Origin of the sequence: Cellulomonas sp. (assembly GCF_035634735.1) — a bacterium.
In the GTDB taxonomy this organism is placed as follows: Bacteria; Actinomycetota; Actinomycetes; order Actinomycetales; family Cellulomonadaceae; genus Cellulomonas.
In genome coordinates this window covers 1-26,349 of sequence record NZ_DASQCJ010000204.1, presented here as the reverse complement: position 1 = coordinate 26,349, position 26,349 = coordinate 1, and the positions used below count along the sequence as shown (strand labels likewise).

The following is a 26,349-nucleotide window of genomic DNA, read 5'->3' as shown; positions in this document are numbered from 1 at the left end:
CAGCACCGGCGACCCCGCGTCGGGCAGCACGTGCCCCGACCCGTCGAGGTGCAGGAACACCAGCCGGCGCGGCGGCCGGCCGAGGTTGTGCACCCGCGCGATCGTCTCCTGGCCGCGGTAGCAGCCCTTGTGCAGGTGCACGGCGGTGCGCAGCCAGTCGAGCTCGTGCGGGATGGTCCGGTGGTCGACCTCGCGGCCGGCGCGCGGGCGCCACGCCTCGACGCGCACGGCCTCGCTCGCCCAGGTGCCGACGAGCGGCCAGCCCGCGGCCTCGCGCGCCCGCACGGCGTCCGCCAGGTCGGCCCGCGGGACCAGCACGAGCCGCCGGGCGCGGTCCGCGCCGGGGTGCTCGGCGTCGGGCAGGCCGTACCGGGTGCCGCCGGGCAGCGTGCGCGGCCAGGGGTCGCGCCAGGTGACCGGCTCGTCCGGCGCGCCCTCGGCGTCGACCGGCTCGCCGATCGCGGCCCAGTCGTCGGTCACGTCCGCGACCTCGACCCGCAGCATGAACCGCATCCGGTCCAGCCACGTCGCCAGCGCGGGGGCGGTCTCGCTGATCAGCCAGGTGGCCTCGCCGTCGTCCACGACGGCGGCGGCGTGCTCGACGTGCCCCTGCGGGCTGAGCACGAGCGTCTCGGTCGAGGTCCGCGGCGCCAGGGCCGCGAGCTCCTGCGACGTGATGGAGTTCAGCCAGGTCAGCCGGTCCGGGCCGGTCACCCGGACGACGCCCAGGTGCGACTGGTCGACGACGGCGCCGCCGCGGGTCAGCGCGCGCTGCTCCGCGGTCGGGTCGCCGTAGTGCCAGGCCACGCCCGCGTCGGGGCCGGACGCGGCGACGGCGCCGTGCCGGTCCAGCAGCGGGCTGCGGTGCCGGGGGGCGGCGGGCTCGGCGGCGACGTCGTCGGGCATGTCAGTCCGTCACGCGGCTGAGCCGCGCGGAGGCGTACGACTGCAGCTCGTGCCCGAACGCCGCCAGGTCGTGCGCCCACATGAGCTCGCCGTTGACCAGGCCGTACAGCCGCTTGCCGGCCGACACCTCGGCGCCGGACGCGGTGCGCGCGATCACGTCGCTGACGAGGTCGATCCGGCCGTTGCCGGTCGCGCCCACGTACACGGCGACGTGCCCGGACGGGTCGGCGAGCAGCAGCTCGACCGGCGACAGCGCGGAGCCCATGCCCTCGGGCCGCTCCGGCGGGATGCGCCAGTAGCCCTGCTCCGTCGACCACACCGCGCCGTCCGCGTCCCCGTCCGCGGTGGCGGGGGCGGCGTCGGCCGGGGTGCCGTCGGCGTCGGCGATCGCCGAGGCGTCGTCCGGCACGACGACGAGCCGGATGGTGGACGTGTAGGACAGGTACGGGCCGCCGTCGTGGTCGATCACCACGTCCTGGGTGAACGCCGTCTCCTCGATCCCCGGGTACCCCACGACGCCCTCGCCGTGCCACCGCCCGACGAGCCAGGCGAGCGGGTACATCTCCGGGGCGAGGCCCTCGGGCAGCGTGAACGCCATGGAAGCCCTTCTTGTCAGCGCTGTCCCTTGAACAGCCGGTAGACGACGAAGCCGGAGAACCACCCGATGGTGATCGTCGCGGCGACGAGCAGACCGATGAACACGATCTCGAGTGCGTGCATCTGCCGATCCTAACGACGACGCGGCCCCGTGCCTTCCCGACCCGTCAGGCCCGGGCGTGCCGCACCCGGACGCCGAGCAGGTAGAGCTCGCAGCCGAGGCACAGGCCGAAGGCCGCGTTGAGCACCGCGGCGACGAGCGCCAGCGCCGCGGCGACCGGCACCGCCCCCGGGACGCCCAGCATCGCGAGCAGCACGCCCGCCCCCGTGATGACCAGGCCGACCAGCTGCGCGAACCGCGGCGGCCGGGCGTCCTCCAGCTCGGCGGGCGGGGCCAGCCGCGGCCGGACGAGGCGCCGGTAGAGCAGGCCCTGGACGGAGCCCTGGGCCCCGCGGGCGGCCCCGACGGCGAACAGCGCGGCGACGACGGCCAGCGCGGCGGTCGCGGCGGCGCCGGGCAGCAGCAGGACGACGACGAGCAGCACGGCGGTCAGCGCGGCGCCGACGCGGGGGCCGCGGGGATCGATGCCGGCCGGGGCGGCGGGCGCGGGCGCGGGCTGTGCGGGCGTGCGGGGCTGTGCGGGCACGGCGGTCTCCCGGGAGGTGGGGGCGGGCGTGGTCGGGCGCGCGGCCCGTCAGGCGGCGGCGGGACAGCGGTCGAGCGCGTCCAGCGCCGCGACCGCCTGCTGCCGGGTCGTCGCGCCGGACAGCCGGCCGCGCACCGCGCCGGCGCCGTCCAGCACCAGCACCGTGGGCGTGCGCAGCACGTCGAACCGGCGGACCAGGTCGAGGCGCTCCTCGGCGGCGACCTCGACGTGCGCGAGGCCCGGCCGCGCGGCGGCGAGCGCGCCGAGCACGGCGGCGGTGCTGCGGCACGGCGCGCACGCCTCGGAGGACAGCTGGAGGAACGTGGCAGCCGACCCGAGCGGCGCGCCGAGGTCGGCGCCGGTCAGCCGGTCGTCGCCCCCGCCGCGCGACGCCACGAAGCGCCCGTTCCGCGACCGCCACAGCAGGCCGGCGACGACGGCGACCGCGAGCACGCCGAGGACGAGCAGGACGCGCAGCCCCATGCCCACCCCCGGGTCCCGGCGCGGGCGCGCCCGGCGGGCGGCCCGGTCGTCAGCCGACGAGCACGCGGCCGACGACGTAGACCAGGATGCCGGTGACGGCGACGGGCAGCACAGCGACCGCCCACCCCGCGAGACGATGTTCCAGGGCCGGCAGCCGGTCGAACAGCGCGTCGCCCGCGGCGACCAGGACGCCGGTCGCGGCCCCGAGCAGCGCGCCCGACAGCAGCCCGACCGTCGGCAGCGCGGCGCCCGCGACCAGCCCGCCCGCGACGGCCGCGCCGAGCGTGGCGCCCGCGCCCGCCCAGCCGCGCAGGGGCAGCGCCGTGACGGCGGACGCGACCGCGAGCGCGACCGCCCCGGTCACCACGACGGCGTCGCCCGCGGCGGTGCGCTCGGCGGCGAGCCACCCGGCCGCGCACACCGGCACCAGGGCGCCGGCCACCGTGCCGGCGACGGACTCGACCAGCCGCTCGCGCCCGTCCCGCCGCGCGAGCTCGGCCACGAAGGCGGCCAGCACCGCCCCGGCGAACACCGCGGGCACGTCGCCGAGCAGCGGCTCGGTGGTGGTGACGTGCACGACCACGACGGCGGCGACGCCGGCGAGGCCGATCACCACCCCGCTGCCGACGCGCGCGGGCAGCCCGGCCACCCGGGGCCAGCCGAGCGCGAGCACGCCCGAGAGGACGATCAGCAGGGCGGCGAGGACGACGCCGTCCCGGCCGGCGAGCGAGACGCCCCCGAGGACGCCGGCGACAGCGACGAGCGTCGCCAGGACGGCCGTGGTCACGGCGCGGTTCGAGGCGGGCACGGGCGCCATCCTCGCATCCCGGGGCCCCGCACCCGGCATCGGGCGGGTCGCGCCGGGCCCGGGGGCGCCGCCCGCTTGTACCACCGTCATGTGTCGCGGACGCGCGGTGCCCCGTGACATCCGAGGGGTACCGTGTCCCCCAATTCGGACGGGAGGAGGGCCGCTGCGTGGCCGACCTGCTGCTGCTCACGCCCGCGTCGGGGGGCTCGTCCCAGGTGCTGCCCGCGCTGGGCCTGCTGTCCCACCGGGTCCGGGTGCTGCCCGTGGAGCCCTCCGCGCTCGTGGACGCACCCGACGCCGACATCGTCGTGCTCGACGCGCGCCGCGACCTGGTGACCGCGCGCACCACGTGCCGCCTGCTCCGCGCGACCGGCCTCACCGTGCCGCTCGTGCTGGTGCTCACCGAGGGCGGGCTCACGGTCGTCACGGCCGAGTGGGGCGCCGACGACATCGTGCTCGAGAACGCCACGCCCGCCGAGGTCGAGACCCGGTTCCGCCTGGTCATCGAGCGCGCCGCCCGGTCCTCCTACGACGACCAGCCGCAGGAGATCTCGTCCGGCGAGCTGATGATCGACGCCGGCGGCTACACCGCCCGGCTCCGCGGCCGCCCGCTCGACCTCACGTACAAGGAGTTCGAGCTCCTCAAGTACCTGGTGCAGCACCCGGGCCGCGTGTTCACCCGCGCCCAGCTGCTCCAGGAGGTCTGGGGCTACGACTACTACGGGGGCACCCGCACGGTCGACGTCCACGTCCGGCGCCTGCGCGCCAAGCTCGGCCCCGAGCACGAGCAGCTGATCGGCACGGTCCGCAACGTCGGCTACCGGTTCGACCCGCCCAAGGACCGGCGGTCCGCCGACAGCGGCAGCGCCGCGGCGTCGCCGGCCGAGGTCGCCGCGGACGTCTGACGGCCCGGGCCCGCCCGGGGGCCGGGCCGACGGGGTCCCGGTACGATCCTGCGCGGTGTGCCGGGAAGTCTGGTCGGCGTCCACCTCGTCGACCCCGCGGAGAGCCTGCACCGTGACCACCACCCCGCCCCCCACCGACGAGTCCGGCTCCCGCCTGTTCGGCGCGCTGACCCCCGGCGGGCTCGCGAACCTGCTCGACACGCTCCGCGCCGAGCGCACCGGCGGCGTGCTGCTGCTGGTGGGCGCCGTGGTCGCGCTGCTGTGGGCGAACTCGCCCTGGTCGGCGTCCTACACCACGATCTCCGAGACGGTGGTCGGCCCGGCGGCGCTGCACCTCGACCTCAGCCTCGCGTCCTGGGCGACCGACGGCCTGCTCGCGATCTTCTTCTTCGTGGTCGGCGTCGAGCTCAAGCGGGAGATCGTCGACGGCGAGCTGCGGCGCGTGCGCACCGCCGTGGTGCCGGTCGTCGCGGCGGTGGGCGGCATGGCCGCGCCGGCGCTGCTGTACCTGCTGGTCAACGCGACCGCCGACGGCGGCGCGACCCGGGGCTGGGCGGTGCCGACCGCGACCGACATCGCGTTCGCCGTCGCCGTGCTGTCGGTGGTCGGCCGGAGCCTGCCGGCCTCGCTGCGGGCCTTCCTGCTGACCCTCGCCGTGGTCGACGACCTGCTCGGCATCGTGATCATCGCCGTCGTCTACACCGACGGGCTGCACCTCGTCTGGCTGGCCGCCTCGCTCGTGGCGGTGGCGGCCTTCGCGCTGCTGGTCCGGGTGCGCCGGCCCGGGGTCGCCGGGCACGCCGCGCTCCTCGTGCTCGCGGTGACGGCGTGGGCGCTCATGCACGCGTCGGGTGTGCACGCGACGATCGCCGGCGTGCTGCTCGGCCTCACCGCGCCGGCGCTCGCCCGTCCGGGTGAGACCGCGAGCGTCGCCGAGCGGCTCGAGCACCGCTGGCGCCCCGTCTCCGCCGGGTTCGCCGTCCCGGTGTTCGCGCTGTTCGCCGCCGGGGTGCCCCTGTCCGGCGGGGCGGTCGCCGACGCCGTGCGGGACCCCGTCGCCCAGGGCGTCGCGCTCGGCCTCGTCGTCGGCAAGCCGCTGGGCATCCTGGCGGCGACCTGGCTGGTCGCGCGGTTCACCCGCGCCGCCCTCGCCCCCGACCTGCACTGGCGGGACGTGGGCGCCGTCGGGCTGCTCGCCGGCATCGGGTTCACCGTCTCCCTGCTCATCGGGGAGCTCGCGTTCGGCGCGGGCAGCCCGCACGACGAGCACCTCAAGGTCGCGATCCTGCTCGCCTCGACGACGGCGGCGGTGCTCGGCGGGGCGGCCCTCGCGGCGCGCGACCGGGCGCACCGGTCCCGCCGGGTCGGGGGCCGGACGCGGTAGGTTCGGCGTCGATGACCGTCGACTCCGCCGCCCTCCTGCTCGACGGCCCGTGGCGGCACCACTTCGTGCCGGCGAACGGCTCGCGGTTCCACGTGGCCGTCGCCGGCCCCGACGACCGGGACGCCCCGCTGGTGGTGCTGCTGCACGGGCTGCCGGAGCTGTGGTGGGCGTGGCGCCACCAGCTGCCCGCCCTCGCCGAGGACGGGCACCGCGTCGTCGCCATGGACCTGCGCGGCACCGGCGGCTCGGACAAGCCGCCGAGCGGCTACGACGTCCCCACGCTGACCCGGGACGTCGCCGGCGTGGTCCGCTCGCTCGGCTGCGACCGCGCGGTCGTCGTCGGGCACGGCGTCGGGGGCGGCGACGTCGCCTGGGCGATGCCGGCCTACCACCCGGGCCTGACCCGGGGCGTCGCGGTGCTGTCCGCCCCGCACCCGCTGACCCGCCGCGCCGACCCGCGCTCCGGCCTGCGCGCCGGCGCCGCCCGCCGCATGGCCGAGATCCAGGTGCCCTACCTGCCCGAGCGCGCCATGACCCGCGGCGACCTCGTCGCGAAGCTGCTCCGCGAGTGGGGCGGCCCCCGCTGGCCGGACCCCGCGGCGCTCGCGCTGTACCGCCGGGCGGCGCACGTGCCGTTCGCGGCGCACTCCGCCCTGGAGCAGGTCCGCTGGCTGTACCGCTCGGGCGTGCGCGCGGACGGCCGCCGGCACGCGGTCGCGCTGCGGGACGCCGCGCCCGTCCCGACGCTGCAGGTGCACGGCGGGTCGGACGGCTGCTACACGGTGTCCCGAGCCATGGCGGACGGCTCCGTGGCCCGCCGGCTCGGGCCGCACTACCGGTTCGAGATGCTCGCCGGCGCGGGCCACTACCTGCCCGAGGAGGAGCCCGACCGGGTCACCGCCCTCCTCCGCGACTGGCTCCGCGAGCTCGGCTAGCCCTCCCCGCGCGGGACCGCGCGGCCCGCCGAGCGGGCGGTCGATGTCCCCTGACGCCGCCCGGAAGCGACGCCTACTGCCCGCTCGGCGGGGGCGGCGGGGGCGGCGGGGGCGCGGGCGCGCCGACGCGGACCAGCGCGGACGGGCAGTCCCGGGTGATCGGGCAGGTGGCGCAGTCCGGCTTGCGCGCGTGGCAGGTGCGTCGCCCGTGGAAGATCAGCCGGTGGCTGAGCAGCGTCCACTCGGGCCGCGGGATCAGCGCGGCGATGTCCTGCTCGACCTTGACCGGGTCCTCCTCGGTCGTCCAGCCCAGCCGCCGGGCGAGCCGGCCCACGTGGGTGTCGACCGTGATGCCGGGCACGCCGAACGCGTCGCCCAGGACGACGTTCGCCGTCTTGCGCCCGACCCCGGGCAGCGTCACGAGGTCCTCGAGCCGGGGCGGGACCTCGCCGTCGAACCGCTCGACCAGGGCCTGCCCGAGGCCCTGCAGCGAGCGCGCCTTGGCCCGGAAGAACCCGGTCGGCCGGATCAGCTCCTCGAGCTCGGCGGGGTCGGCACCCGCGTAGCCCGCGGCGTCGGGGTAGCGCGCGAACAGCGCCGGCGTCACCTGGTTGACCCGGACGTCGGTGGTCTGCGCGGACAGCACCGTGGCGACCAGGAGCTCCAGCGGGGACCGGAAGTCGAGCTCGCACCGCGCGTCCGGCCAGCGCGCCGCCAGCGCCCGGTTCACCCGGCGCGCGCGGCGGACCAGGGCGACCGGCGGCCGGTCCGCGGCGGGTGCCGGCGCGGACGCCGCGCGGGGCCGGGCGGGGCTCATGCGGCCAGCGTAGGTCCCCCCGGGGGAACCGGTTGCTCTAGGCGAGTGATCTGGGGAGTTGATCACATGACCAACTTCTCAAGTCGGGCATGCCCGGCGTCGAAAGACGGGGGGACGCGACCTGTGGCCGTACGGGTCGTCCGAGAGAGTGGGCGGACCGCATGACCCTGGCCGGCACGGCTGACCAGCTCGTCGAGCTGCGCCGGCAGCGCGGTGCGCTGCGCCTCGAGCACCAGCACGTCGTCCGCTGGCGGCGCCTGGTGCGCGACCGCCTCGAGCTCGCCGTGGCCGCCGCCGCGCCCCCGCAGGCGCCCGGCGCGTGCGCGGACGTGCGCAGCGTCCTGGGCGACTCCGCCGTCGACGTCCCGCCGGCCGCCGAGCTCGCCGCCGCCGTCCGGGGCGGGCTGCCGATCGCCGAGGTGCACGAGCTGCCGAGGCTCCGTGACCTGGACCTGCGCCTCGCCCGCTACGAGATGCGGCTCGAGGACGCGCTGCGCCGCCTGACCGACCGGTACATCGACCGGCTCGCCCGCGACGTCACCGAGGGAGGCGTCGACGCGCTCCGCCGTCCTGCCGGCGCGTGATGAGGCACACTGAGGGGCGTCACATCCCGGCAAGAAGGTGAGGTTCCTCCCGTGGAGGACGACGTCGTGCTCACGGCGCCCCTGTTCCAGAACATGGACCCCGAGGCGTCCCGGACGCTGCTCGCGTCGATGGCGCCCGTGCACGTCGCCCGCGGCGAGGTGCTGTTCCACGAGGGCGAGCCGGGCGACCGGCTCTACGTGATCCGCTCCGGCAAGATCAAGCTCGGCCGCCGGTCCTCCGACGGCCGCGAGAACCTGCTCGCCGTGCTCGGCCCCGGCGAGATGTTCGGCGAGCTCTCGCTGTTCGACCCGGGCCCCCGCACCGCCACGGCCACCGGCCTCGCCGACGCCGTCGTGCTCGAGCTCGGCCACCACGACCTCATCCCGTGGCTGGAGCAGAACCCCACCGTCGCCAAGCACCTGCTGGGGGCGCTCGGCCGCCGGCTGCGCCGCACGAACGACGCCCTGGCGGACCTGGTGTTCTCCGACGTGCCCGGCCGCGTGGCCAAGGCGCTGCTCGACCTGTCGCACCGGTTCGGCCAGCAGACCGACGAGGGCGTCCGCGTCGCGCACGACCTCACGCAGGAGGAGCTCGCGCAGCTCGTCGGCGCCAGCCGCGAGACCGTGAACAAGGCGCTCGCCGACTTCGCCGCGCGCGGCTGGGTCCGGCGCGAGGGCCGCGCGATCGTGCTGCTCGACGTCGACCGCCTGGAGCGCCGCGCCCGCTGAGGCGCGCACCCGCACGCACCGACGACGACGGCCCGGCCGCAGCCCCTCGGGGCGCGGCCGGGCCGTTCGCGTCGGCGGGCGCTCAGGCCTCGGGCGCGAGCTCCACGACGATCTCGACCTCCACGGGCGAGTCCAGCGGCAGCACGGCGACGCCCACGGCCGAGCGCGCGTGCACGCCCGCCTCGCCGAACACCTCGTGCAGCAGCGTGCTCGCGCCGTTGATCACGCCGGGCTGGCCGGTGAAGGCCGGGTCGCTCGACACGAACCCGACGACCTTCACGACCCGGACCACGCGATCCAGGTCCCCGACGAGCGCGGCGACGGCGGCGACGGCGTTCAGCGCCGCGGTGCGGGCCAGGCCCTGCGCCGTCTCCGGCGACACCTGGCCGGGTCCGGTGCCGACCTTGCCGCTGACCGGCAGCTCGCCCGCCACGAACGGCAGCTGGCCGGACGTGTGGACGTAGTCGCCGGTGCGGACGGCGGGGACGTAGGCGGCGACGGGCGCGGCGACCCGGGGCAGCTCGATGCCGAGCTCCGCGAGGCGCGCGAGGACCGTGCCGCTCACCTCTCGCCCGTCGGGCGCTTGAGGTAGGCGACGAGCCCGGTCTCGGACTGCAGGACCTGGACGAGCTCCCAGCCATCCTGACCCCACTGGTCGAGGATCGCCTTGGTCGCGTGGACGATGAGGGGGACGGTCGCGTACTCCCACGTGGTGGTGGCCATGGCGCCACCCTAGCCGTGCCCCGCGGACACCGGTCAGGCGCCGGCCGCCTGCTCCACCGGTTCGGAGCCGAGCAGCTCGTCGTACCAGGACTCCACCTCCGGGCGACGCCGGCGCAGCGCGCGCCGCTCGCGCTCGGTCATCCCGCCCCACACGCCGAAATCGGCGCGCGAGTCGAGGGCGTCGGCCAGGCACAGCAGCCGCACCGAGCACCCCGCGCACACGGCCCGGGCGTCGCGCTGGGCGGCCCCCTCCACGAACAGCGCGTCGGGCGCTACCCCTCCGGCGCCGCACTTCGCGCTCGCCGTCCAGTGCCCGTCGGGCCCCGCGATCGTCATCGACTCATCCCTACTGTCCCCTGCGAACGGGACAGCACCACCCGCGGACCGTCGTGCGACGATCCGGTGCGGCAGTCCCCCCTGCTGCGCCCGACCGTAGCGGGTGGATTCGTCCCATCGCATCCTCCGTTCGGGTTGTTCCGCCTGGTCGGCCAGCGGGGCCCCGCGTGTGCAGGTACGGTGCAGGTCCCCCCGGGCCCTGTGGACGACCGGCGGCCGCCGGGGTGGCTCCCGTACCCTGGCGGGCATGGCTCCCTCCCCCTCGCCGCGCGGGCGGCAGGTCACCGTCGTGCAGGCGCTGGCGCTGCTGCTCGCCTTCGTGCTGACCGCCGGCGTCGGCGGACTGCTGACCGCCGGGCTCGTGCTGCCGACCGTCGCCGTCGCGAACACCGCGACCGACCTGAGCGTCGAGGCGTTCGAGGACCTGCCGTCGGAGCTCGAGACCAAGCCGCTGTCCGAGAAGTCGGTGATGCTGGCCAACGACGGCACCACGGTCCTGGCCGAGTTCTTCTCGGAGAACCGCGTCGTCGTGCCGCTCGACCAGGTGTCCGTGCAGATGCAGAACGCCGTGGTCGCGACCGAGGACAAGCGGTTCTACCAGCACGGCGGCATCGACCCCGCCGGCATGGTCCGCGCGCTGGTGAAGAACCAGATCAGCGACTCCACCCAGGGCGCGTCGACGCTGACGCAGCAGTACGTGAAGAACGTCCTGATCGAGACGGCCGTCCGCGACGGCGACCTCGCCGCGGCGGAGGCGGCCCGCGAGGCCGAGGGCACCGAGGGCTACGCGCGCAAGCTGCGCGAGGCCAAGCTGGCCATCGCCCTCGAGAAGACCATGACCAAGGACCAGATCCTCGAGAACTACCTCAACATCGCGCAGTTCGGCGTCGCGACCTACGGCGTCGAGTCCGCGGCCCTGCGGTACTTCAGCAAGCACGCCGTGGACCTGACCTACCTCGAGGCCGCCACGATCGCGGGCATCACGCAGAGCCCGACCGCGTACGACCCGGTGCGGAACCCCGAGGCCTCCGAGGGCCGCCGCAACATCGTGCTGCGCCTGATGAACGAGCAGGGCTACATCACGCAGGAGGAGTACGACGCGGGCATCGCCGCGCCGATCGCCGCCACCCTCGTCGTGAGCGAGGCGCAGAGCGGCTGCATGGCCGCCGGCAACGTGGTGCAGGGCTCCGGGTACTTCTGCGACTACGTGACCAACGTGATCCGCAACGACCCGGCGTTCGGCGAGACCGCCGACGAGCGCGAGGAGAGGCTGTACCGCGGGGGCCTGACCATCACCACCACGCTGGACCCGCGCCTGCAGACCGAGGCCGACACCGAGGTGAAGAACGGCGTCCCGGTCGACGACGGCTCGGCCGTCGGCTCCGCCATCTCCGTCGTGGAGCCGGGCACCGGCCAGATCAAGGCGATGGCCCAGAACCGCACCTACAACAACACCGCCGAGGCGACCGGGCGGGACACCTCGGTCAACTACAACACCTCGTACTCGTACGGCGGGTCCGGCGGCTTCGCCCCGGGCTCGACCTTCAAGCCGTTCACCCTGCTGGAGTGGCTCAAGCAGGGCCACAGCCTCAGCGAGCGGGTCAACGGCAGCGTCCGGCCGCTGAACGAGAACCAGTTCACGGCGTGCGGCTCGAAGGGCATCAACAACTCCTGGACGCCGGGCAACTCCGAGGGCGGCGCCAGCGCCAGCATGACGATCCTGGACGCGACCCGGAACTCCGTGAACCTCGCGTACCTGACGATGGCGATGCAGCTCGACCTGTGCGCGATCATGGACGGCGCCGCGGCGCTCGGCGTCACCCAGTCCCCGTCCGGGGTCGAGGGCGAGCCGTTCAACGCGTACCCGGCCAACGTCCTGGGCTCCGACTCCACCACCCCGCTGGCGCTCGCCGGCGCGTACGCGGCGTTCGCCTCGGGCGGCGTCTACTGCAAGCCGATCGCGATCACGAACGTGAAGGACGCCGACGGCGCCGACCTGCCGGTCCCCGACGCGGGCTGCCAGCAGGCGATCGACCCCGAGGTCGCGCGGTCGATGAACTACGCGCTGAGCAACGTGTGGAACGGCACGGCCAAGAGCCTGGGCGCGCCGCAGGGCTACACCGCGTCCGGCAAGACGGGCACGACCAGCCGCAACGAGCAGACCTGGTTCGTCGGCTACACGCCGCGCCTGGTGTCGGCGGTGTGGGTCGGGTTCCCCGACTCGTTCACGCCGATGCAGCGGATCACCATCAACGGCCGGTACATCCCCTACGTGTTCGGCGCCACCGTCGCCGGCGCGACCTGGAAGCGGTTCATGGACCAGGCGCTCGCCGACGGCCAGCCCAACCCCGGGTTCGACCAGCCGTCGAGCGAGAGCGTGTACGGGCGGGCGATCCCGATCCCCTCGGTGGTCGGCAAGGACCAGAACACCGCGATCAACGAGCTGCGGGCCGCCGGCTTCTCGGCCTCGGTCGGCGGCACCACGGCCTCGGACATCACGCCCGGCTCGGTCGTCAGCCAGAGCCCGTCCGGCAGCGCGCCGGCGGGCAGCTCGATCACCCTGACGCTGTCGAGCGGCCCGGCGGCGCCCGCACCCGGCACGGATCCCAACGCCGGGGGCGCCAACCCCGGCGGCGGCAACGCCGGCGGGGGTGGCGGCGGCAACGGCAACGGCGGGAACGGATGACCCACCCCGTCGCCCGCGCCCTCGGCGGCGCCGCGCTCGCCGGTGCCGCCGCGGTCGCCTGGGGCACGCTGGTCGAGTCCCGCTGGTACGCGCTGCGCGAGGTCACCGTCCCGGTGCTGCCGCACGGCCAGGAGCCGCTGCGCGTCCTGCACCTGTCCGACCTGCACCTGACCCCCGGGCAGCACCGGAAGGTCGACTGGGTCCGCGACCTGGCGACGCTCCGCCCCGACCTGGTGGTCGACACCGGGGACAACTGGGCGCACCTCGACGCCATGCCGGCGCTGCTGCACGCGCTGGAGCCGCACCTCGACACCCCCGGGGCCTTCGTCTGGGGGTCGAACGACTTCTTCGCCCCGTCGCCGAAGAACCCGGCCCGCTACCTGCTGCCCGACGCGCGCACCGCGCCGCCGCGGCCGCCGGTCGAGCTGCCGTGGCGCGAGCTCGGCAACCGGTTCCGGTCGGCGGGCTGGGTGGACCTCACCAACCGCCGCGACGAGGTCAAGGCCGCGGGCCGGCGGATCTCGCTGGTGGGCACCGACGACGCGCACCTGGACCGCGACCGGTTCCCCGCCGCCGGGGGGCCCGACGACGTCCGTCCCGCCCCGGTGGTCGACGACGCGGGGGTGGCGCGCGCCGCGCGCGGCGACGTCGACCTGCACCTGGGCGTCACCCACGCGCCGTACCGCCGCGTCCTCGACGCGATGCACGCGGACGGCGCGGACCTGGTGATCGCCGGGCACACCCACGGCGGCCAGCTCGCCGTGCCCGGGTACGGCGCGCTCGTCACCAACTGCGACCTGCCCCGGGACCGGGCCAAGGGCCTGCACGGCTGGCCCGGCGCCCGCCCGGACGCGCGGGGCGGGGCGGACTCCACCTGGCTGCACGTGAGCGCCGGGCTGGGCACGTCGCCGTACGCGCCGGTGCGGTTCGCGTGCCGGCCCGAGGCCACGCTGCTGACGCTCGTCGCGGCCTGAGACGCGACGCTGCTCACACTTCGCGCCCGGGGGCCGGTCCCGATGCACGACCACCGCCCCGCGTCGGCTATGCTGGGCGGGCTTCACCGGGGTGTGGCGCAGCTTGGTAGCGCGCCTCGTTCGGGACGAGGAGGTCGTGGGTTCGAATCCCGCCACCCCGACCGGTGAGAACGACGAAGGCCCGGACCGCACGGTCCGGGCCTTCGTCGTCCCCGGCGCGCTGCGACCCGCCCCGGAGACCTACGTCGAGATCGGTGCTGCCGCTCGACATCGGTGCTTGCACCCACCGATCTCGCGCCGGAGCACCGATCTCGGCGCACGCCGGGGGCGCGGGGCGTCAGCAGCCCGCGTGCTGGTCCCGCCGGGCGCCGGGCTCCGGGCGGTCGCTCGAGTGGTCGCGCACGCCCGCGACCCCGGCCCCGCCCGGGACCTCCGCCTCGCCCGCGCCGCGGCGCGCGACGGCCAGCCCCTCCGTCGCGATCCGGAACCGGTCCCGCCCCGCCTGCTTCGCCCGGTACAGCGCGATGTCGGCGGCGGCCAGCGCCGAGCCGGCGGCGGCCCCGGGCGTGATCAGGGCGATGCCGGCGGAGAACGTCACGCCGGTGCCCTCCTCGGCCCACTCCGCGCGCAGCGCCCGCAGCGTGTTCACGGCCTGCACCGGCTCGGTACGGGGCAGGATCAGGACGAACTCCTCGCCGCCGTACCGCGCGGCGTAGTCGCGCCGGCGCAGGTGCTCGTGGAGCACGTGGCCGAACCGCTCCAGCACCTGGTCCCCCGCCGCGTGGCCGCGGGTGTCGTTCACGCGCTTGAAGTGGTCGAGGTCGGCGATGACGACGCAGTCTCCCGGCACCGCGCGGGCCAGCCGCTCGTCGAGGTCCCGGCGGTTGCCGAGCGAGGTCAGGACGTCGGTGCGGGCGTCGGACCGCAGCCGCCGGCGGAGGTCGCGCTGGTACGCGGTGGCGAGCGCGATGACCTGGGCGGTGCCCCACCAGGTGACGGCGTAGATCGCGAGCCGCACCACGGCGTTGCCGTTCAGCGCCGTGGCCATCGCGACGTACGCGCCGCACGCGGCGGGCAGCAGCGCGAGCGCGGCGCGGCCGGGGTGGAACAGCCCCGCGTACACGAAGCACAGCGGGATCAGGCCCACGAACGCGCTGGCGATGCCGGTCGTCGTCAGGCCGACCGCGCCGAGCGCCAGCAGGAGCGCGAGCGGGAACGCCAGGGTGCCCCAGCCGTCCCGGTGCCACCGCACCCGCAGGCTCAGGGCCACGAGCGCGAGCATCGCGCCGGACATCGCCGCGAGCACCCGCAGCCCGTGCCCGTCGACGCCGAGGCACAGCGCCCCGACGATCACGACGGCGCCGCCGAACAGCAGGAGCACCCGCCCGGCGGCCGCGGCGCTGCCGCCCGAGCGCGCCCACGCCGGGACGTGCGCCAGCAGGCGCACGACGACGGGCGCCTCGGGGGGCGTCCGGCCGTGCGCGCGGCGTCCGGGCGCGACGGGGGGCATACCCGGTTCATCGGCGACCGGTCGGCGGCTCTTCAGCGATTGGTTGAGTTCTGCACCATTTCTCGACGTGATGCCCAGCACGCTCCCAGGGAGCGGGCCGGTCAGCGCCAGCGGAACAGCCGGGCCGACAGCGGCAGCAGCACGACCGTCCAGCCCGCCATGACCAGCAGCTCGCGCACCGGCACGCCGGCGCCCACCCAGCCGTCGAGCATGGCCTGCGACCCGGCGCCGAGCGGCGTCCACGCGGCGACCTGCTGGACCACCTCGGGCATGATCGGCAGCGGCAGCCACACCCCGGCGAAGAACAGCGACACGAAGTAGACCGTCATCCCGATCCCGGTGGCCGCGCCGGCGGTCGGCGCCCGCGCCGCGATGAGCGACCCGACCCCGAACGTCGACGTGGCGGCCAGCAGGAACCCGGCCAGGACGACGCCCGGCCGCTCCGGGGCGCTGACGTCGACGACGAGCATCCCGACGGCGAGCGCGAGCCCGGCCGCCACCAGCAGCGCGGCGACGTTCACCAGCACCTGGGCGACCAGCAGCCGTGACGGCGGCAGCGGCGTGGTGGACAGCCGGCGCAGCACGCCGGTGCCGCGGTAGGTGGCGATCGTGATCGGGTAGACCGACAGCGCGACGGTGCCGACCGCCAGCGTCAGGACGACCGGCGTGTAGCCGGTGATCCCGTTGATCCGCGAGAGCAGCGGGTCGTCCTCGCTGAACGGGGTCGACCCCCACGGCATCGCCAGGCCGAGCACGGCGAGCAGCACGGCGGGGAACAGCACGGCGAAGAACACGTTCGAGGGCTCGCGCAGGGCGAGGCGCCCTTCGACGGCGGTGACCCGACGGAGCACCCGGGGGCTGGTCGCGGACACGTCAGGCCTCCACACGGTCGGTCGCGGACGGGGCGGGGGCGCTCGCGTCGCCGCCGACCGGCGCGCCGGTCAGGGAGACGAACGCGTCCTCCAGGGTGCTGCGCCGCACGCGCAGGTCGTCGGGCCGGACGCCGGCGCCCGCGAGGGCGACCATGACGTCCTGCACCACGTTGCCGGTGCCGCGGACCCGCACGGTCCCGTCCGGCGCCAGGTCGACGGAGCCGACGGACCCGAGCGCGCCGAGCGCGGGCGCGTCGACCGGCGCCGAGGGCCGGAACGTCAGCGTCTGGTCCGCGCCGACCCGGGCGGCGACCTCCGCGGGCGTGCCCTCGGCGACCACCCGGCCGGCGTCCACCAGCACGACGCGGTCGCAGAGCCGCTCGGCCTCCTCCATGAAGTGCGTGACCAGCACGATCGTCACGCCGCGCCGCCGCACCCCCTCGACGACGTCCCAGGTGTCCCGGCGGGCCTGCGGGTCGAGGCCGGTGGTGAGCTCGTCGAGCACCGCGATCTCGGGGTCGCCCACGAGCGCGAGCGCGATCGACAGCCGCTGCTTCTGGCCGCCGGACAGCGCGCGGAACTGCGTGCCCGCCTTGTCGGCCAGCCCGAGGTCGCGCAGCAGCTCGTCCGGGTCGGCCGGGTCGTCGTAGAAGCAGGCGTACTCCTCGACCGCCTCGCGGACCGTGATCCGCTGCGGCAGCGCCGACTCCTGCAGCTGCAGCCCGACCCGCTCGCGCAGGGCGGCGCGGTCGGCCGCGGGGCCGGACGGGTCGAGCCCGAGGACGCGGACCGTGCCCCCGTCGGGCTCGCGCAGGCCGCCGATCATCTCGACGGTGGTGGTCTTGCCGGCGCCGTTGCGGCCCAGCACGCCGACGATCTCGCCGCGGCGGACGGTCAGGCTGACGTCGGCGACGGCCACGGTGCGGCCGTACCGCTTCTCCAGGTGCTCCGCGTGGATCACGGGCTCTGCTCCGGGCATGACTCAGGTCTCCCTCGCGCGTGGTGCGGGTGGGGCGGGTCGTGCAGGGGGTGTGCGGCGCGCCCGCGGGCGCGTCGGGTCGCGCGGCGGTCAGCCGCGGCGGGGCGCGATCACGCGGCGGGTGGCGATCACCCAGAAGGCGGCGGCCAGGGCCAGCGCCAGGACGGCGGCGACGGTCACGACGAGCGCGAGCGGGGTGCTCTCGCCGGTGCCGCCGAACAGGTCCGAGAACGGGACCCAGTCGTGGGAGTTGCCGACCAGGATGGTCATGGCGAGCGACGGGCCCGCCGTGAGCGGGAGGGTGAGCGTGCCCCACCAGCCGCCGGCCACGGCGTACACCGTGCCGACCAGCAGGCCGCTGACGTAGGCGACGACGAACGTCGCCAGGTACGCGACGAGCAGGCTGCCGAAGGTCACGTCGGGGTCGAACCAGCCCTGGTCCTGCAGCGACCAGCGCCACCCCATGGCCCCGTACCAGGCGCGCTCCGCCATGAGCCCGCCGGCCATGAGGACCGCGAACGCGAGGGCCGTGCCGCACGCGGCGAGCAGGGCGCCGTGCACGTAGCTGCGCCGGGTCATCCCGCTCGCGACGTGCACCTGCGGGTACGTGGTGGCGATCCCGATCATGATCGAGAACGGGAACCACACCCCGCTCTGCCGCGCGAACCAGATGGTGGAGGTCCCCACGTCGCCGACCGCGTCGACGACCAGGGGCACCGCGACGACCACCACGAGCACGATCGCCCAGTACCAGGCCGCCACCTGGCCGAACCAGGTGAGCAGGCACGTCGTCGTGCGCAGGACCGGGCCCTGCCGGGTCGCCGGTCGGGTGGGGAACAGCGGACGGGTGGTGGCGCTCATCGGGCCCTCCCGAGCTCGCGCGCCGCGTCCGCGGCGCCGTCGGCGGTCAGGTGCACGAACAGGTCCTGCAGCGGGACGGGCCCCAGGTCGAGGCCGGCGGCGCGCGCGTCGGCCGCCTCGCCGTCCGCGAGCGTGGCGAGCACGGTCGCCTGCAGGGTGCCGCCGAGCTGCTGGCGGCCGAGGACGGTGCGGCCGACCACGAACCGCTCGACCTCGCGGGCGGGCCCGGTCACGGAGACGCCGGTGACCCGCAGCGCGTCGGCGTCCTGCGCCAGCAGCACCCGGCCGTGGTCGAGGACGACCACGTGCTCGAGGAGCCGCTCGATCTCCCCGATCAGGTGGCTCGACAGCACGATGGTGCGGGGGTGCTCGACGTAGTCCTCCAGCAGCGCGTCGTAGAACGCGTACCGGGAGGGCGCGTCGAGGCCGAGGTGCACCTCGTCGAGGATGGTCAGGTCCGCCCGGGCGGCGATGCCCAGCACGATGCCGAACGCCGACTTCTGGCCCCGGGACAGCTTCTGCGGCTTGGCGCCGGGGTCGAGCTCGAACCGGTCCATCAGCCGCTCGGCGACGTCGCGGGAGAACGCCGGCCGGCACTCCTCGGCGAACCGCAGGTTGGTGCGCAGGCTCTCGGTGTCCAGCACGTCGCCCGACTCGCGCACCAGCAGCACCCGCGGCAGCAGCTCCGCGTTCTCCCACGGGTCCTCGCCGCCCACGAGCACGGCCCCGGAGGTCGGGCGGCGGAAGGCGGCGACCACGGACGCGAGCGTCGTCTTGCCGGAGCCGTTGCGGCCGAGCAGGCCGGTGATCGACCCCGCCGGGACCGCGACGTCGACGGCGTCCAGGGCCGGCTTCGCGCCGTACCGGACGCCCAGGGCGCGGGCCTCGATCCCGAGCGGGCCGGCGGGGGCCGTCACGACGCCGCCCCGTCCTGGTGGGCGCCCGCCGTGCGGGCGGCGTGCGCGCGCAGCCGGGCGATGACGTCCTCGAGCGGGATGCCGAGCGCGCGGGCGTGGTCGGCCACCGGGTCGACCGTCTCGGCGAAGAAGGTCTCCCGGCCCTCGGCGCGGAGCCGGTCCGGGGCGCCCGGCGCGACGAACATCCCCACGCCGCGGCGCTTGTAGAGGATCCCGTCGTCGACGAGCTGGGCGAACGCCTTCGCGGCCGTGGCCGGGTTGATGCGGAAGGTGGTGGCGTACTGCGTCGTGCTCATCACCTGCTCCTCGGGCTGGAGGTCGCCGCGGAGGACGTCCTGGCGGATCTGGTCGGCGATCTGCACGTAGATCGGGTCGCGGCCGTCGAACACGGTCGGCCTCCTCTCGCGCGGCGGTTCACGGGTTCGTTACTCCACCAATGAACCACAGAGCCCGGGCGGCGCACAACCCCGTGGCACATTTCGACTTCGCAGCACTTGCTTCTGATTCGCAGCACCGGTAGCGTCCTCGGCGTCGCTGCGAATCCGAAGCACCGACCACACGGGAGTCATCATGAAGGCAGTGCGGTTCCACGAGACCGGCGACGCGGGCGTCCTGCGCTACGAGGACGTCGAGCCGCCCGTGCCCGGCAGGGGCGAGGTTCGCGTCCGGGTCGCCGGCTCGGCCTACAACCCGGCGGACGGCGGCATGCGGGGCGGCTTCCTGCCGATCCCGATCACGCTCCCGCACACCCCGGGCTACGACGTGTCCGGCACGGTCGACGCCCTGGGCGCGGGCGTGACCGGGCTCGCGGCGGGCGACGCGGTCGTCGGCTTCCTGCCGATGGCGGCCGACGGCTCGGCGGCGGAGTACGTCGTCGCCCCCGCGGAGGCGCTGGTCGCGGCGCCGGCCTCCGTCCCGCTCGCCGACGCGGCGGGCCTGCCGTCCGTCGGGCTCACCGCCTGGCAGGCGCTGTTCGAGGCCGGCGATCTGCAGGCCGGGCAGCGCGTGCTGATCAACGGCGCGGGCGGGCCGGTGGGCGGGTACGCCGTGCAGCTCGCCCACCGGGCCGGCGCGCACGTCATCGCGACCGCCAGCCCGCGCAGCGCGGCGTCCGTCCGGGCCGCGGGGGCGGACGAGGTCGTGGACCACACCACGATGCCGGTGCTCGACGCCGTGACCGAGCCCGTCGACGTCCTGCTGAACCTCGCGCCGATCACCGAGGAGGACTTCGCCGCCCTCGCCACCCGGGTCCGCGACGGCGGCGTGGTCGTCTCGACGACGCCGCGGGTGCCGACGCCGGAGGACCCGGGGCGCGGCGTGCGGGCGGTGACCGTCTACCTGCACCCGGACGCGGACGCGCTGCGGGAGCTGGTCGCCCTGGTCGACGCGGGCGACCTGCGCGTCGAGATCGCCGGCCGGGTGCCGCTGGCCGCGCTCCCGGCGCTGCACGCGGACGCCGACGCCGGGCGCGTGCACGGCAAGGTCGTGGTGGTCCCGTCGGCCTCGTGACCGGGTGCCCACGACGAGGGACCCGCCGCCCCGGCGCAGCGCGAGCCGGGGGCGGCGGGTCCTCCGCGCGGGTCAGGCGGTGGCGGCGCCCAGGCGCTCGGCCAGCAGCTCCGCGACCTGCACGGCGTTGAGCGCCGCGCCCTTGCGCAGGTTGTCGTTCGAGATGAACAGCGCCAGGCCCCGCCCGTCGGGCGCGCCCGGGTCCTGCCGGATGCGGCCGACCAGCGACGGGTCGGCGCCCGCGGCCTGCTGCGGCGTCGGGACGTCGGCCAGCTGGACGCCCGGCGCCCCGGCGAGCAGCTCGTACGCGCGCTGCGGGGTGATCGGCCGGTCGAACTCGGCGTTGATCGACAGCGAGTGCCCGGTGTAGACGGGCACCCGGACGCAGGTGCCGGACACCAGCAGGTCGGGGATGCCGAGGATCTTGCGGGACTCGTTGCGGAGCTTCTGCTCCTCGTCGGTCTCGAGGCTGCCGTCGTCGACCAGGTTGCCGGCCAGCGGGATCACGTTGAACGCGATCGGCGCCACGTACTTCTGCGGCTCCGGGAACGTGACCGCGGCGCCGTCGTGCACGAGCGCGAGCGTGTCCTGCTCGACCGCGCCGCGCACCTGCTCGTCGAGCTCGCGCGCGCCGGCCAGGCCGGAGCCCGACACCGCCTGGTACGTCGACACGACGAGCCGGCGCAGGCCGGCCTCCTCGTGCAGCACCCGCAGCACCGGCATCGCGGCCATCGTGGTGCAGTTCGGGTTCGCGATGATGCCCTTGCGCACCTCGTCCAGCGCGCCGGGGTTCACCTCGGACACGACCAGCGGCACGTCGGGGTCCATCCGCCACGCGGACGAGTTGTCGACGACGGTGACGCCCGCGGCGGCGAACCGGGGGGCCTGCGCCTTCGAGGTGGTGCCGCCGGCGGAGAACAGGGCGATGTCGAGGCCCGTCGGGTCGGCCGTGGCCGCGTCCTCGACCGTGATCTCCTCGCCGCGCCACGGCAGGGTGGTCCCGGCGGACCGCGCGGAGGCGAAGTACCGGATCTCCGCGACCGGGAAGTCGCGCTCCTCGAGGAGGCGACGCATGACGGCGCCGACCTGGCCCGTGGCGCCGACGACGCCGACCCGCAGGCCCCCGTTGCTGCTGACGCTCGCGCTCATCGCCCCGTCCCCCCGTACACCACGGCCTGCTCGTCGGCGCTGTCCAGGTCGAAGGCCGTGTGCACCGCGCGCACGGCCTCGTCGAGCTGGTCGGCGCGGGTCACCACGGAGATCCGGATCTCCGAGGTCGAGATCATCTCGATGTTGATGCCGGCGTCCGACAGCGCGGCGAACAGCCGGGCGGACACGCCGGGGTGCGACTTCATGCCGGCCCCGATCAGCGACAGCTTGCCGATGGTGTCGTCGTACTGCAGCGACGTGAAGCCGATGTCGGGCTGGTGCTGGGTCAGCGCGGCGGTCGCGGCGGCGCCGTCGGTGGCGGGCAGCGTGAACGAGATGTCCGTCCGGCCGGTCGACGCGACGGAGACGTTCTGCACGATCATGTCGAGGTTGACCCCCGACCCGGCGACGACCTCGAAGATGCGCGCGGCCTTGCCGGGCACGTCCGGGACGTCGACGATCGTGATCTTCGCCTCGCTGCGGTCGTGCGCGACGCCGGCGATGATCGGCTGCTCCATCGGTGCTCCTTCTTCCGTCGCGGCATCCGTCACCAGGGTGCCCGGGTGGGTCGAGAACGACGAGCGCACGTGCACGGGGACGCCGTACCGGCGCGCGTACTCGACGCAGCGCAGCACGAGGACCTTCGCGCCGCTCGCCGCCATCTCGAGCATCTCGTCGTAGGTGATCCGGTCGATCTTGCGGGCCGACGGCACGATGCGCGGGTCCGCGGTGAACACGCCGTCGACGTCGGTGTAGATCTCGCAGACGTCGGCGTGCAGGGCGGCCGCGAGCGCCACGGCGGTGGTGTCCGACCCGCCGCGACCCAGCGTCGTGACGTCGTTGGTGTGCTGGGTGACGCCCTGGAAGCCCGCGACGATCGCGACTGCGCCGGCGTCGACGGCCTGCTGGATCCGGCTCGGCGTCACGTCGATGATCCGGGCCTTGCCGTGCACGGAGTCGGTGATGACGCCGGCCTGCTGGCCGGTGAACGACTGCGCCTCGACGCCCAGGCTGCTGATCGCCATGGCCAGCAGCGACATCGAGATGCGCTCGCCCGCGGTCAGCAGGATGTCCATCTCGCGCTGGGGCGGCAGCGGGGTCATCTGCTGCGCCAGGTCGATCAGCTCGTCCGTCGTGTCGCCCATCGCCGACACCACGACCACCACGTCGTCGCCGCCGCGCTTGGCCTCCGCGATCCGCTTCGCGACGCGCTTGATGCTGTCGGCGTCGGCGACCGAGGAACCGCCGTACTTCTGCACGATGAGGGCCACGGGAGGGAGCTTCCTGCTGCGGGGTCGCGGGCGCCGGGCGGCGACCGCCGGGGTCGGCGGAAGTCTAGGCCGCGGGCGGCACGCGGCCGCGGGCCGCCCGCATCGCGGGACCGTCAGAGCAGCTCGGCCCCGAGCCGCACGATCAGCACCGCGACGACCACGAGGAACACGACCCGGACGAAGCCGCTGCCGCGCGCGACCGCCGTGCGCGCGCCGAGGTAGGAGCCCGCGATGTTCGCGGCCCCCACCAGCAGGCCGAGCCGCCACAGCGGCGCCCCCTGCGCGGCGAACACGATCAGCGCGCCGAGGTTGGTCGCGGCGTTGACGATCTTCGCCTGCGCCGACGCCTCGAGGAACGCGTAGCCGAGCACCCCGACCAGCGCGATCACCAGGAACGACCCGGTGCCCGGGCCCAGCAGCCCGTCGTAGAACCCGATGCCGGCCCCGAGCGCGAGCGCGACCAGCAGGTGGGTGCGGCCCTGCCAGCGCAGCTCCGTGGCGCGGCCGACCTGCGGGCGCGCGACGGTGTAGACCGCGACGGCGACCAGCGCCACGAGGATCACCGGCACGAACACCTCCTCGGGCAGCAGCGACGCCAGGGCCGCTCCCCCGCCGGCGCCGGCCAGGGCCGCCAGCGCCATCGGCCCGGCCGTCCCCAGGCCCGGTTGCACCCGCCGGTAGTAGGTGGCCGCGCTGACCGAGGTGCCCATGATCCCGGCGAGCTTGTTGGTCGCGAGCGCCTGCACCGGGCTGATGCCCGGGACCAGGAGCAGGGCCGGCAGCTGGACGAGGCCGCCCCCGCCCACGACGGCGTCGACCCACCCCGCGGCGAACCCGGCCAGCACCAGGAGCACCACGGTCCCGACCGTGAGCTCCAGGCCCGAGACCGTCACGCGGGGCGGTGGGCGGCGACCACGGCCGCGCCCGCGTGCTGCAGCGCGGCCGCCACGGCGCGCGCCCGCTCCTCGCCCCCGACGTACCCGGCGACCATCGCGCCGTCCCGCAGGATCACCAGCTCCTCGGCGGCCGCCTCCGGGTCCGTCAGGCCGAGCCGGCCCAGCAGCGCCGCGGCGGTCCCGACCATCCAGCGCCGGTGCTCGGCGACGACGGCCCGGACCGGGTGCGCCGGGTCCGCGTACTCGGCGGCCGCGTTGATGAACGGGCAGCCGCGGAACCCCGGGGCGCACGACTCGCGGCCGAGCACGTCGGCGTACCCGCGCAGCACCGCCGCGGGGGCGTCCGGGTGCGCGGCGTCCGCCGCGGCCAGCGCCGCGCGCTCGCTCGCGGCCACCGCCGTCAGGTACGCCACCACCAGGGCGTCCTTGGACGCGAAGTGCCGGTAGAACGTCACCTTGCTCACCTCGGCGGCCGCGATCACCCGGTCCGCGCTCACGGCGCGGATCCCCTCGTCGTAGAACAGGCCGGTGGCGGCGCGGAGGATGCGCGCGGCGACGGGCGAGCCGGGCGCGGCCTCGGAGGTGGGGTCGGCCAGCGGCGGCCAGGCGAGGCCGGTGGTCGTCATGGGGCTCCCTCGACGGTGTGACGTGGTCGCGGTCCCGCCAGTCTGGCACGGGCGCGCCGGGTGTGGTTGCCTAGTAGACGAACTAGTAACTCTACCCGGAGGTACCCGCATGAGCGCGCTCTACACCGCCACCGCCACCTCGACCGGCGAGGGCCGCGCGGGGGGCCAGGTCACCAGCGACGACGGCGTCCTCGACCTCACGCTCGCCGTCCCCGCCCCGATGGGCGGCCCCGGCGGCGGCACCAACCCCGAGCAGCTGTTCGCCGCCGGCTGGGCCGCGTGCTTCCACTCGGCGCTCAAGGGCGTCGCCGCCGCCGCCAAGACCCCGATCCAGGACTCCGCCGTGGTCGCCGACATCGGCATCCTGCCGAACGGCACCGGCGGCTACACGCTGAGCGCGGCGCTGCACGTCGAGATCGGCGGCGTCGACCAGGCGACGGCGGAGAAGCTCGTCGAGCAGGCGCACCAGGTGTGCCCGTACTCGAACGCCACCCGCGGCAACATCGACGTCCAGCTGGACACCACGGTCGCCTGACGCGTGGTCAGGCGCGGCGGCGGCCGAACGGGGCCGTCGCCAGCGCCGTGACGACCAGCAGGGCGGCCACCACCAGCAGCAGGTGCTGCTGCATCCAGGACACCGCGTACCCCACGCCCGGCACCGAGCCGAGCACCTGCCCGACCTCGGTCACCGTGTACGGCAGCGCGTCGGGCTCGGCGTTCGCGTCGCCCTGCAGCCGCAGGACCGTGGACCGGCCGTCCCCCGCCGGCGCCGCCTCGACCACCCGGTGGGTGACCAGGCCGGCGCCGGTGGTGCGCGGGACGGTGACCACGTCGCCCACCGCGACCTGCTCCGCGGGGACCGTGCGCGCCACGGTCAGCGCGCCCACCGGGATGCCCGGCGCCATCGACCCCGAGACGACCACGGCCGGGCGGACGCCGAGCGCCAGGCAGGCCACCGCCGCCAGGATCGACAGCGCGCCGAGCACGGCGGCCACGTCCAGCACGCCCTGCTGGAGCCCGCGCGCCGCCCGGCCGCCCGCGCGGCGCGCCCGGCCGCCCGCGGTCCCGCCGCGGCCGCGCGCCGCCGCGCCGCGCCCGCCCGCGCGCAGCGACCGCCGGGTGACCCGCTCCACCGCCGCCGTCACGCCGCCGCCTCCGTCGACTCCGCCGCCACCCGCACGGTGAGCAGCGCCCGGCCGCCGTTCAGCGGCTCGGTCGCCGGGTCGTCGAGGTAGTGCACGAGCACCCGGTACCCGCGGTCGGACCCCGCGGCGCCGGCCGACCAGGCGGCCCCGTCCGCGACGCCCTCCGCGCCGCGGGCGGCGAGCACCCCGGCGGCGCCCGCGGTGCCGAGCGCGACGCCGTCGGCCGGGTCGCCGGTGCCGAGCACGGCCGTCCCGTCGGCGTCGAGCACCGTCACCCGGAGCCAGGGCGTGATGTCCGGCGTGCCGGCGACGGGGGTGCCCGCCACCGCGACGGCGAGCGCCGCGCGCAGGTCGGGGTGGTTGTTCGCGACCCGCACCGCCACCTCGACGGTGCGGCCCGGCACCAGGGCGTCGGCACCGGGCACCGGGACCGCGAGCGGGTCGCCGTCGGGCGCCTGCCGGACGGTGCCGTCGTCGGCCACCAGCACCACGTCGAACGCCGTCGACGAGCCGAGGCCGTCCGCACCCAGGTCCAGCCGGGCCGCGTTGGTGAACGCCGCCGACGTCGCCAGGGTGCCGGCCAGGACGCCGGCGAGCAGCGCGACCGCCGCCACCAGCACCGCGAGGGCCGGCGCGCGCCGGAGCCGCGGCGGGGCGGGCAGCCGGCGCCGGGCCGGGCGACGGCGGGACCGCGGCGCCGCGCCGCCGCGGGGCGCCGGGTGCCGGCTCACTGCGCCGCCTCCGTCCCGGGCAGCACGAGCGCCGTGAGCGGCTGCGCGCTCGCGATCCCGATGCCCGTCGGACCGAACGAGTCCCGCACGGCCCGGTAGGTGTTGCTGGTCCCGCCCTGCGTGGTGCCGCCCCAGAGCACGAGCGTGCCGTCGGCGCGGAGCGCCCCGCCGGTGTACCCGTGGCCCGACACGGCGACGACCTGGCCCAGCGCGGTCATCCGCGCGGGCTCGCGGATGTTGGTGGACGAGATCAGCCCCGTGCCCGGGTCGACCCCGCGGGCGTAGGAGTACCGCCCCCACACGTAGGCGTGTCCGTCGCTGCCGAGCACCAGCACGTAGTCCTCGGTCGGCGCGACGCGCACCGCGGTG

General features: G+C 76.0%; 31 protein-coding genes and 1 tRNA gene. 10 read left to right on the top strand and 22 right to left on the bottom strand.

Annotated elements, in window-relative coordinates; translation table 11 throughout:
• The 5 genes from VER05_RS16740 to VER05_RS16720 all read right to left on the bottom strand — a co-directional run.
• On the bottom strand, positions 1-906 hold a 906-nt coding region (locus VER05_RS16740), incomplete at its 3' end, for a folate-binding protein (RefSeq protein ID WP_324846451.1).
• Between the two features lies 1 nt (position 907).
• Positions 908-1,504, bottom strand: a complete 597-nt coding sequence (locus VER05_RS16735; RefSeq protein WP_324846450.1) for an FABP family protein — start codon at positions 1,502-1,504, stop codon at positions 908-910.
• 166 nt (positions 1,505-1,670) lie between these two features.
• Complete coding sequence (locus VER05_RS16730) at positions 1,671-2,150, bottom strand: DUF4395 domain-containing protein (RefSeq protein WP_324846449.1); 480 nt, start codon at positions 2,148-2,150, stop codon at positions 1,671-1,673.
• Positions 2,151-2,198: 48 nt separating this feature from the next.
• A complete protein-coding gene (locus VER05_RS16725; RefSeq protein ID WP_324846448.1) occupies positions 2,199-2,633 on the bottom strand; it encodes a thioredoxin family protein in 435 nt (144 codons plus the stop codon).
• 49 nt (positions 2,634-2,682) lie between these two features.
• On the bottom strand, positions 2,683-3,450 hold the full coding sequence (locus VER05_RS16720) for a hypothetical protein (RefSeq protein WP_324846447.1): 768 nt from the start codon (positions 3,448-3,450) through the stop codon (positions 2,683-2,685).
• Positions 3,451-3,608: 158 nt separating this feature from the next.
• On the opposite strand from VER05_RS16720, the gene VER05_RS16715 reads away from it, so the two are divergent.
• From VER05_RS16715 to VER05_RS16705, 3 genes are all read left to right on the top strand, one after another.
• Entirely contained in the window at positions 3,609-4,346 is a 738-nt protein-coding gene (locus tag VER05_RS16715) for a response regulator transcription factor (RefSeq protein ID WP_324846446.1), read from the top strand.
• Between the two features lie 112 nt (positions 4,347-4,458).
• Complete coding sequence (gene nhaA, locus VER05_RS16710; protein ID WP_324846445.1) at positions 4,459-5,730, top strand: Na+/H+ antiporter NhaA; 1,272 nt, start codon at positions 4,459-4,461, stop codon at positions 5,728-5,730.
• Positions 5,731-5,741: 11 nt separating this feature from the next.
• On the top strand, positions 5,742-6,665 hold the full coding sequence (locus tag VER05_RS16705) for an alpha/beta hydrolase (RefSeq protein ID WP_324846444.1): 924 nt from the start codon (positions 5,742-5,744) through the stop codon (positions 6,663-6,665).
• A 73-nt stretch (positions 6,666-6,738) separates the two neighbouring features.
• Here VER05_RS16705 and nth read toward each other — a convergent pair whose 3' ends face one another.
• The gene (gene nth / locus VER05_RS16700) at positions 6,739-7,482 is read right to left on the bottom strand and encodes an endonuclease III (protein ID WP_324846443.1); all 744 of its coding nucleotides are present in this window, start codon (positions 7,480-7,482) and stop codon (positions 6,739-6,741) included.
• A gap of 161 nt (positions 7,483-7,643) precedes the next feature.
• Between nth and VER05_RS16695 the strand changes: the two genes are divergently transcribed.
• Both VER05_RS16695 and VER05_RS16690 read left to right on the top strand, forming a co-directional pair.
• Positions 7,644-8,066: a hypothetical protein gene (locus tag VER05_RS16695; RefSeq protein ID WP_324846442.1), complete on the top strand. Its 423-nt coding sequence runs from the start codon at positions 7,644-7,646 to the stop codon at positions 8,064-8,066.
• Between the two features lie 93 nt (positions 8,067-8,159).
• Positions 8,160-8,795, top strand: a complete 636-nt coding sequence (locus VER05_RS16690; protein ID WP_203669331.1) for a Crp/Fnr family transcriptional regulator — start codon at positions 8,160-8,162, stop codon at positions 8,793-8,795.
• Between the two features lie 82 nt (positions 8,796-8,877).
• On the opposite strand, the gene VER05_RS16685 is transcribed toward VER05_RS16690, so the two are convergent.
• From VER05_RS16685 to VER05_RS16675, 3 genes are read right to left on the bottom strand one after another with little or no spacing between them, the layout of a single operon-like run.
• On the bottom strand, positions 8,878-9,360 hold the full coding sequence (locus VER05_RS16685) for a RidA family protein (protein ID WP_324846441.1): 483 nt from the start codon (positions 9,358-9,360) through the stop codon (positions 8,878-8,880).
• Entirely contained in the window at positions 9,357-9,518 is a 162-nt protein-coding gene (locus VER05_RS16680; protein WP_203669286.1) for a DUF4177 domain-containing protein, read from the bottom strand. The genes VER05_RS16685 and VER05_RS16680 overlap by 4 nt, the downstream gene beginning before the upstream one ends.
• A gap of 33 nt (positions 9,519-9,551) precedes the next feature.
• The gene (locus VER05_RS16675; RefSeq protein WP_324846439.1) at positions 9,552-9,854 is read right to left on the bottom strand and encodes a WhiB family transcriptional regulator; all 303 of its coding nucleotides are present in this window, start codon (positions 9,852-9,854) and stop codon (positions 9,552-9,554) included.
• Between the two features lie 247 nt (positions 9,855-10,101).
• On the opposite strand from VER05_RS16675, the gene VER05_RS16670 reads away from it, so the two are divergent.
• The 3 genes from VER05_RS16670 to VER05_RS16660 all read left to right on the top strand — a co-directional run bounded on the left by VER05_RS16670 (position 10,102) and on the right by VER05_RS16660 (position 13,675).
• Positions 10,102-12,540 (top strand): transglycosylase domain-containing protein, encoded by a 2,439-nt coding sequence (locus VER05_RS16670; protein WP_324846438.1) that lies wholly within the window; start codon positions 10,102-10,104, stop codon positions 12,538-12,540.
• Entirely contained in the window at positions 12,537-13,514 is a 978-nt protein-coding gene (locus tag VER05_RS16665) for a metallophosphoesterase (RefSeq protein WP_324846437.1), read from the top strand. Before VER05_RS16670 ends, VER05_RS16665 begins: the two co-directional genes overlap by 4 nt.
• Positions 13,515-13,601: 87 nt before the next feature.
• Positions 13,602-13,675: transfer RNA gene (locus VER05_RS16660), tRNA-Pro, on the top strand.
• Between the two features lie 176 nt (positions 13,676-13,851).
• Here VER05_RS16660 and VER05_RS16655 read toward each other — a convergent pair.
• The 6 genes from VER05_RS16655 to VER05_RS16630 all read right to left on the bottom strand — a co-directional run bounded on the left by VER05_RS16655 (position 13,852) and on the right by VER05_RS16630 (position 19,042).
• Positions 13,852-15,024, bottom strand: a complete 1,173-nt coding sequence (locus VER05_RS16655) for a GGDEF domain-containing protein (protein WP_324846435.1) — start codon at positions 15,022-15,024, stop codon at positions 13,852-13,854.
• A gap of 101 nt (positions 15,025-15,125) precedes the next feature.
• Positions 15,126-15,896, bottom strand: a complete 771-nt coding sequence (locus VER05_RS16650) for an ABC transporter permease (RefSeq protein ID WP_324846434.1) — start codon at positions 15,894-15,896, stop codon at positions 15,126-15,128.
• Between the two features lies 1 nt (position 15,897).
• Positions 15,898-16,875, bottom strand: a complete 978-nt coding sequence (locus VER05_RS16645) for an ABC transporter ATP-binding protein (protein WP_324846433.1) — start codon at positions 16,873-16,875, stop codon at positions 15,898-15,900.
• 90 nt (positions 16,876-16,965) lie between these two features.
• A complete protein-coding gene (locus tag VER05_RS16640) occupies positions 16,966-17,736 on the bottom strand; it encodes a hypothetical protein (protein ID WP_324846432.1) in 771 nt (256 codons plus the stop codon).
• Complete coding sequence (locus VER05_RS16635; protein ID WP_324846431.1) at positions 17,733-18,653, bottom strand: ABC transporter ATP-binding protein; 921 nt, start codon at positions 18,651-18,653, stop codon at positions 17,733-17,735. Before VER05_RS16635 ends, VER05_RS16640 begins: the two co-directional genes overlap by 4 nt.
• Positions 18,650-19,042 carry a GntR family transcriptional regulator gene (locus tag VER05_RS16630; protein ID WP_324846430.1) on the bottom strand — a complete coding sequence of 131 codons (393 nt, stop codon included), beginning with the start codon at positions 19,040-19,042 and terminating at the stop codon, positions 18,650-18,652. The genes VER05_RS16635 and VER05_RS16630 overlap by 4 nt, the downstream gene beginning before the upstream one ends.
• Positions 19,043-19,223: 181 nt before the next feature.
• On the opposite strand from VER05_RS16630, the gene VER05_RS16625 reads away from it, so the two are divergent.
• Entirely contained in the window at positions 19,224-20,162 is a 939-nt protein-coding gene (locus VER05_RS16625) for an NADP-dependent oxidoreductase (RefSeq protein ID WP_324846429.1), read from the top strand.
• 72 nt (positions 20,163-20,234) lie between these two features.
• Here VER05_RS16625 and VER05_RS16620 read toward each other — a convergent pair whose 3' ends face one another.
• The 4 genes from VER05_RS16620 to VER05_RS16605 all read right to left on the bottom strand — a co-directional run bounded on the left by VER05_RS16620 (position 20,235) and on the right by VER05_RS16605 (position 24,104).
• Positions 20,235-21,311 carry an aspartate-semialdehyde dehydrogenase gene (locus tag VER05_RS16620; protein WP_324846428.1) on the bottom strand — a complete coding sequence of 359 codons (1,077 nt, stop codon included), beginning with the start codon at positions 21,309-21,311 and terminating at the stop codon, positions 20,235-20,237.
• Positions 21,308-22,582 carry an aspartate kinase gene (locus VER05_RS16615; protein ID WP_324846427.1) on the bottom strand — a complete coding sequence of 425 codons (1,275 nt, stop codon included), beginning with the start codon at positions 22,580-22,582 and terminating at the stop codon, positions 21,308-21,310. The genes VER05_RS16620 and VER05_RS16615 overlap by 4 nt, the downstream gene beginning before the upstream one ends.
• A gap of 113 nt (positions 22,583-22,695) precedes the next feature.
• Positions 22,696-23,475: a sulfite exporter TauE/SafE family protein gene (locus tag VER05_RS16610; protein ID WP_324846426.1), complete on the bottom strand. Its 780-nt coding sequence runs from the start codon at positions 23,473-23,475 to the stop codon at positions 22,696-22,698.
• Complete coding sequence (locus VER05_RS16605) at positions 23,472-24,104, bottom strand: helix-turn-helix domain-containing protein (protein ID WP_324846425.1); 633 nt, start codon at positions 24,102-24,104, stop codon at positions 23,472-23,474. Before VER05_RS16605 ends, VER05_RS16610 begins: the two co-directional genes overlap by 4 nt.
• A 109-nt stretch (positions 24,105-24,213) precedes the next feature.
• Here VER05_RS16605 and VER05_RS16600 point away from each other — a divergent pair, with 109 nt between their 5' ends.
• Positions 24,214-24,639, top strand: a complete 426-nt coding sequence (locus VER05_RS16600; RefSeq protein WP_166944672.1) for an organic hydroperoxide resistance protein — start codon at positions 24,214-24,216, stop codon at positions 24,637-24,639.
• Positions 24,640-24,646: 7 nt separating this feature from the next.
• On the opposite strand, the gene VER05_RS16595 is transcribed toward VER05_RS16600, so the two are convergent.
• The 3 genes from VER05_RS16595 to VER05_RS16585 all read right to left on the bottom strand — a co-directional run.
• Positions 24,647-25,249, bottom strand: a complete 603-nt coding sequence (locus tag VER05_RS16595; protein ID WP_324846424.1) for a signal peptidase I — start codon at positions 25,247-25,249, stop codon at positions 24,647-24,649.
• Positions 25,246-25,980, bottom strand: a complete 735-nt coding sequence (locus VER05_RS16590) for a hypothetical protein (RefSeq protein ID WP_324846423.1) — start codon at positions 25,978-25,980, stop codon at positions 25,246-25,248. The genes VER05_RS16595 and VER05_RS16590 overlap by 4 nt, the downstream gene beginning before the upstream one ends.
• Positions 25,977-26,349: hypothetical protein (locus VER05_RS16585; RefSeq protein ID WP_324846422.1), on the bottom strand; the 373-nt coding region annotated here is incomplete at its 5' end. The genes VER05_RS16585 and VER05_RS16590, both read right to left, overlap by 4 nt.

Bases quoted from the DNA above. Each gene is read 5' to 3' on its own strand.
- VER05_RS16705 (WP_324846444.1), top strand. From the start codon at position 5,742: ATGACCGTCGACTCCGCCGCCCTCCTGCTCGACGGCCCGTGGCGGCAC.
- VER05_RS16695 (WP_324846442.1), top strand. From the start codon at position 7,644: ATGACCCTGGCCGGCACGGCTGACCAGCTCGTCGAGCTGCGCCGGCAG.
- VER05_RS16670 (WP_324846438.1), top strand. From the start codon at position 10,102: ATGGCTCCCTCCCCCTCGCCGCGCGGGCGGCAGGTCACCGTCGTGCAG.
- VER05_RS16720 (WP_324846447.1), bottom strand. From the start codon at position 3,450: ATGGCGCCCGTGCCCGCCTCGAACCGCGCCGTGACCACGGCCGTCCTG.
- VER05_RS16680 (WP_203669286.1), bottom strand. From the start codon at position 9,518: ATGGCCACCACCACGTGGGAGTACGCGACCGTCCCCCTCATCGTCCAC.
- VER05_RS16620 (WP_324846428.1), bottom strand. From the start codon at position 21,311: ATGAGCGCGAGCGTCAGCAGCAACGGGGGCCTGCGGGTCGGCGTCGTC.
- VER05_RS16605 (WP_324846425.1), bottom strand. From the start codon at position 24,104: ATGACGACCACCGGCCTCGCCTGGCCGCCGCTGGCCGACCCCACCTCC.
- VER05_RS16665 (WP_324846437.1), top strand. From the start codon at position 12,537: ATGACCCACCCCGTCGCCCGCGCCCTCGGCGGCGCCGCGCTCGCCGGT.
- nth (WP_324846443.1), bottom strand. From the start codon at position 7,482: ATGAGCCCCGCCCGGCCCCGCGCGGCGTCCGCGCCGGCACCCGCCGCG.
- VER05_RS16600 (WP_166944672.1), top strand. From the start codon at position 24,214: ATGAGCGCGCTCTACACCGCCACCGCCACCTCGACCGGCGAGGGCCGC.
- VER05_RS16645 (WP_324846433.1), bottom strand. From the start codon at position 16,875: ATGCCCGGAGCAGAGCCCGTGATCCACGCGGAGCACCTGGAGAAGCGG.
- VER05_RS16735 (WP_324846450.1), bottom strand. From the start codon at position 1,504: ATGGCGTTCACGCTGCCCGAGGGCCTCGCCCCGGAGATGTACCCGCTC.
- VER05_RS16655 (WP_324846435.1), bottom strand. From the start codon at position 15,024: ATGCCCCCCGTCGCGCCCGGACGCCGCGCGCACGGCCGGACGCCCCCC.
- VER05_RS16625 (WP_324846429.1), top strand. From the start codon at position 19,224: ATGAAGGCAGTGCGGTTCCACGAGACCGGCGACGCGGGCGTCCTGCGC.
- VER05_RS16640 (WP_324846432.1), bottom strand. From the start codon at position 17,736: ATGAGCGCCACCACCCGTCCGCTGTTCCCCACCCGACCGGCGACCCGG.
- VER05_RS16725 (WP_324846448.1), bottom strand. From the start codon at position 2,633: ATGGGGCTGCGCGTCCTGCTCGTCCTCGGCGTGCTCGCGGTCGCCGTC.
- VER05_RS16690 (WP_203669331.1), top strand. From the start codon at position 8,160: ATGGACCCCGAGGCGTCCCGGACGCTGCTCGCGTCGATGGCGCCCGTG.
- VER05_RS16675 (WP_324846439.1), bottom strand. From the start codon at position 9,854: ATGACGATCGCGGGGCCCGACGGGCACTGGACGGCGAGCGCGAAGTGC.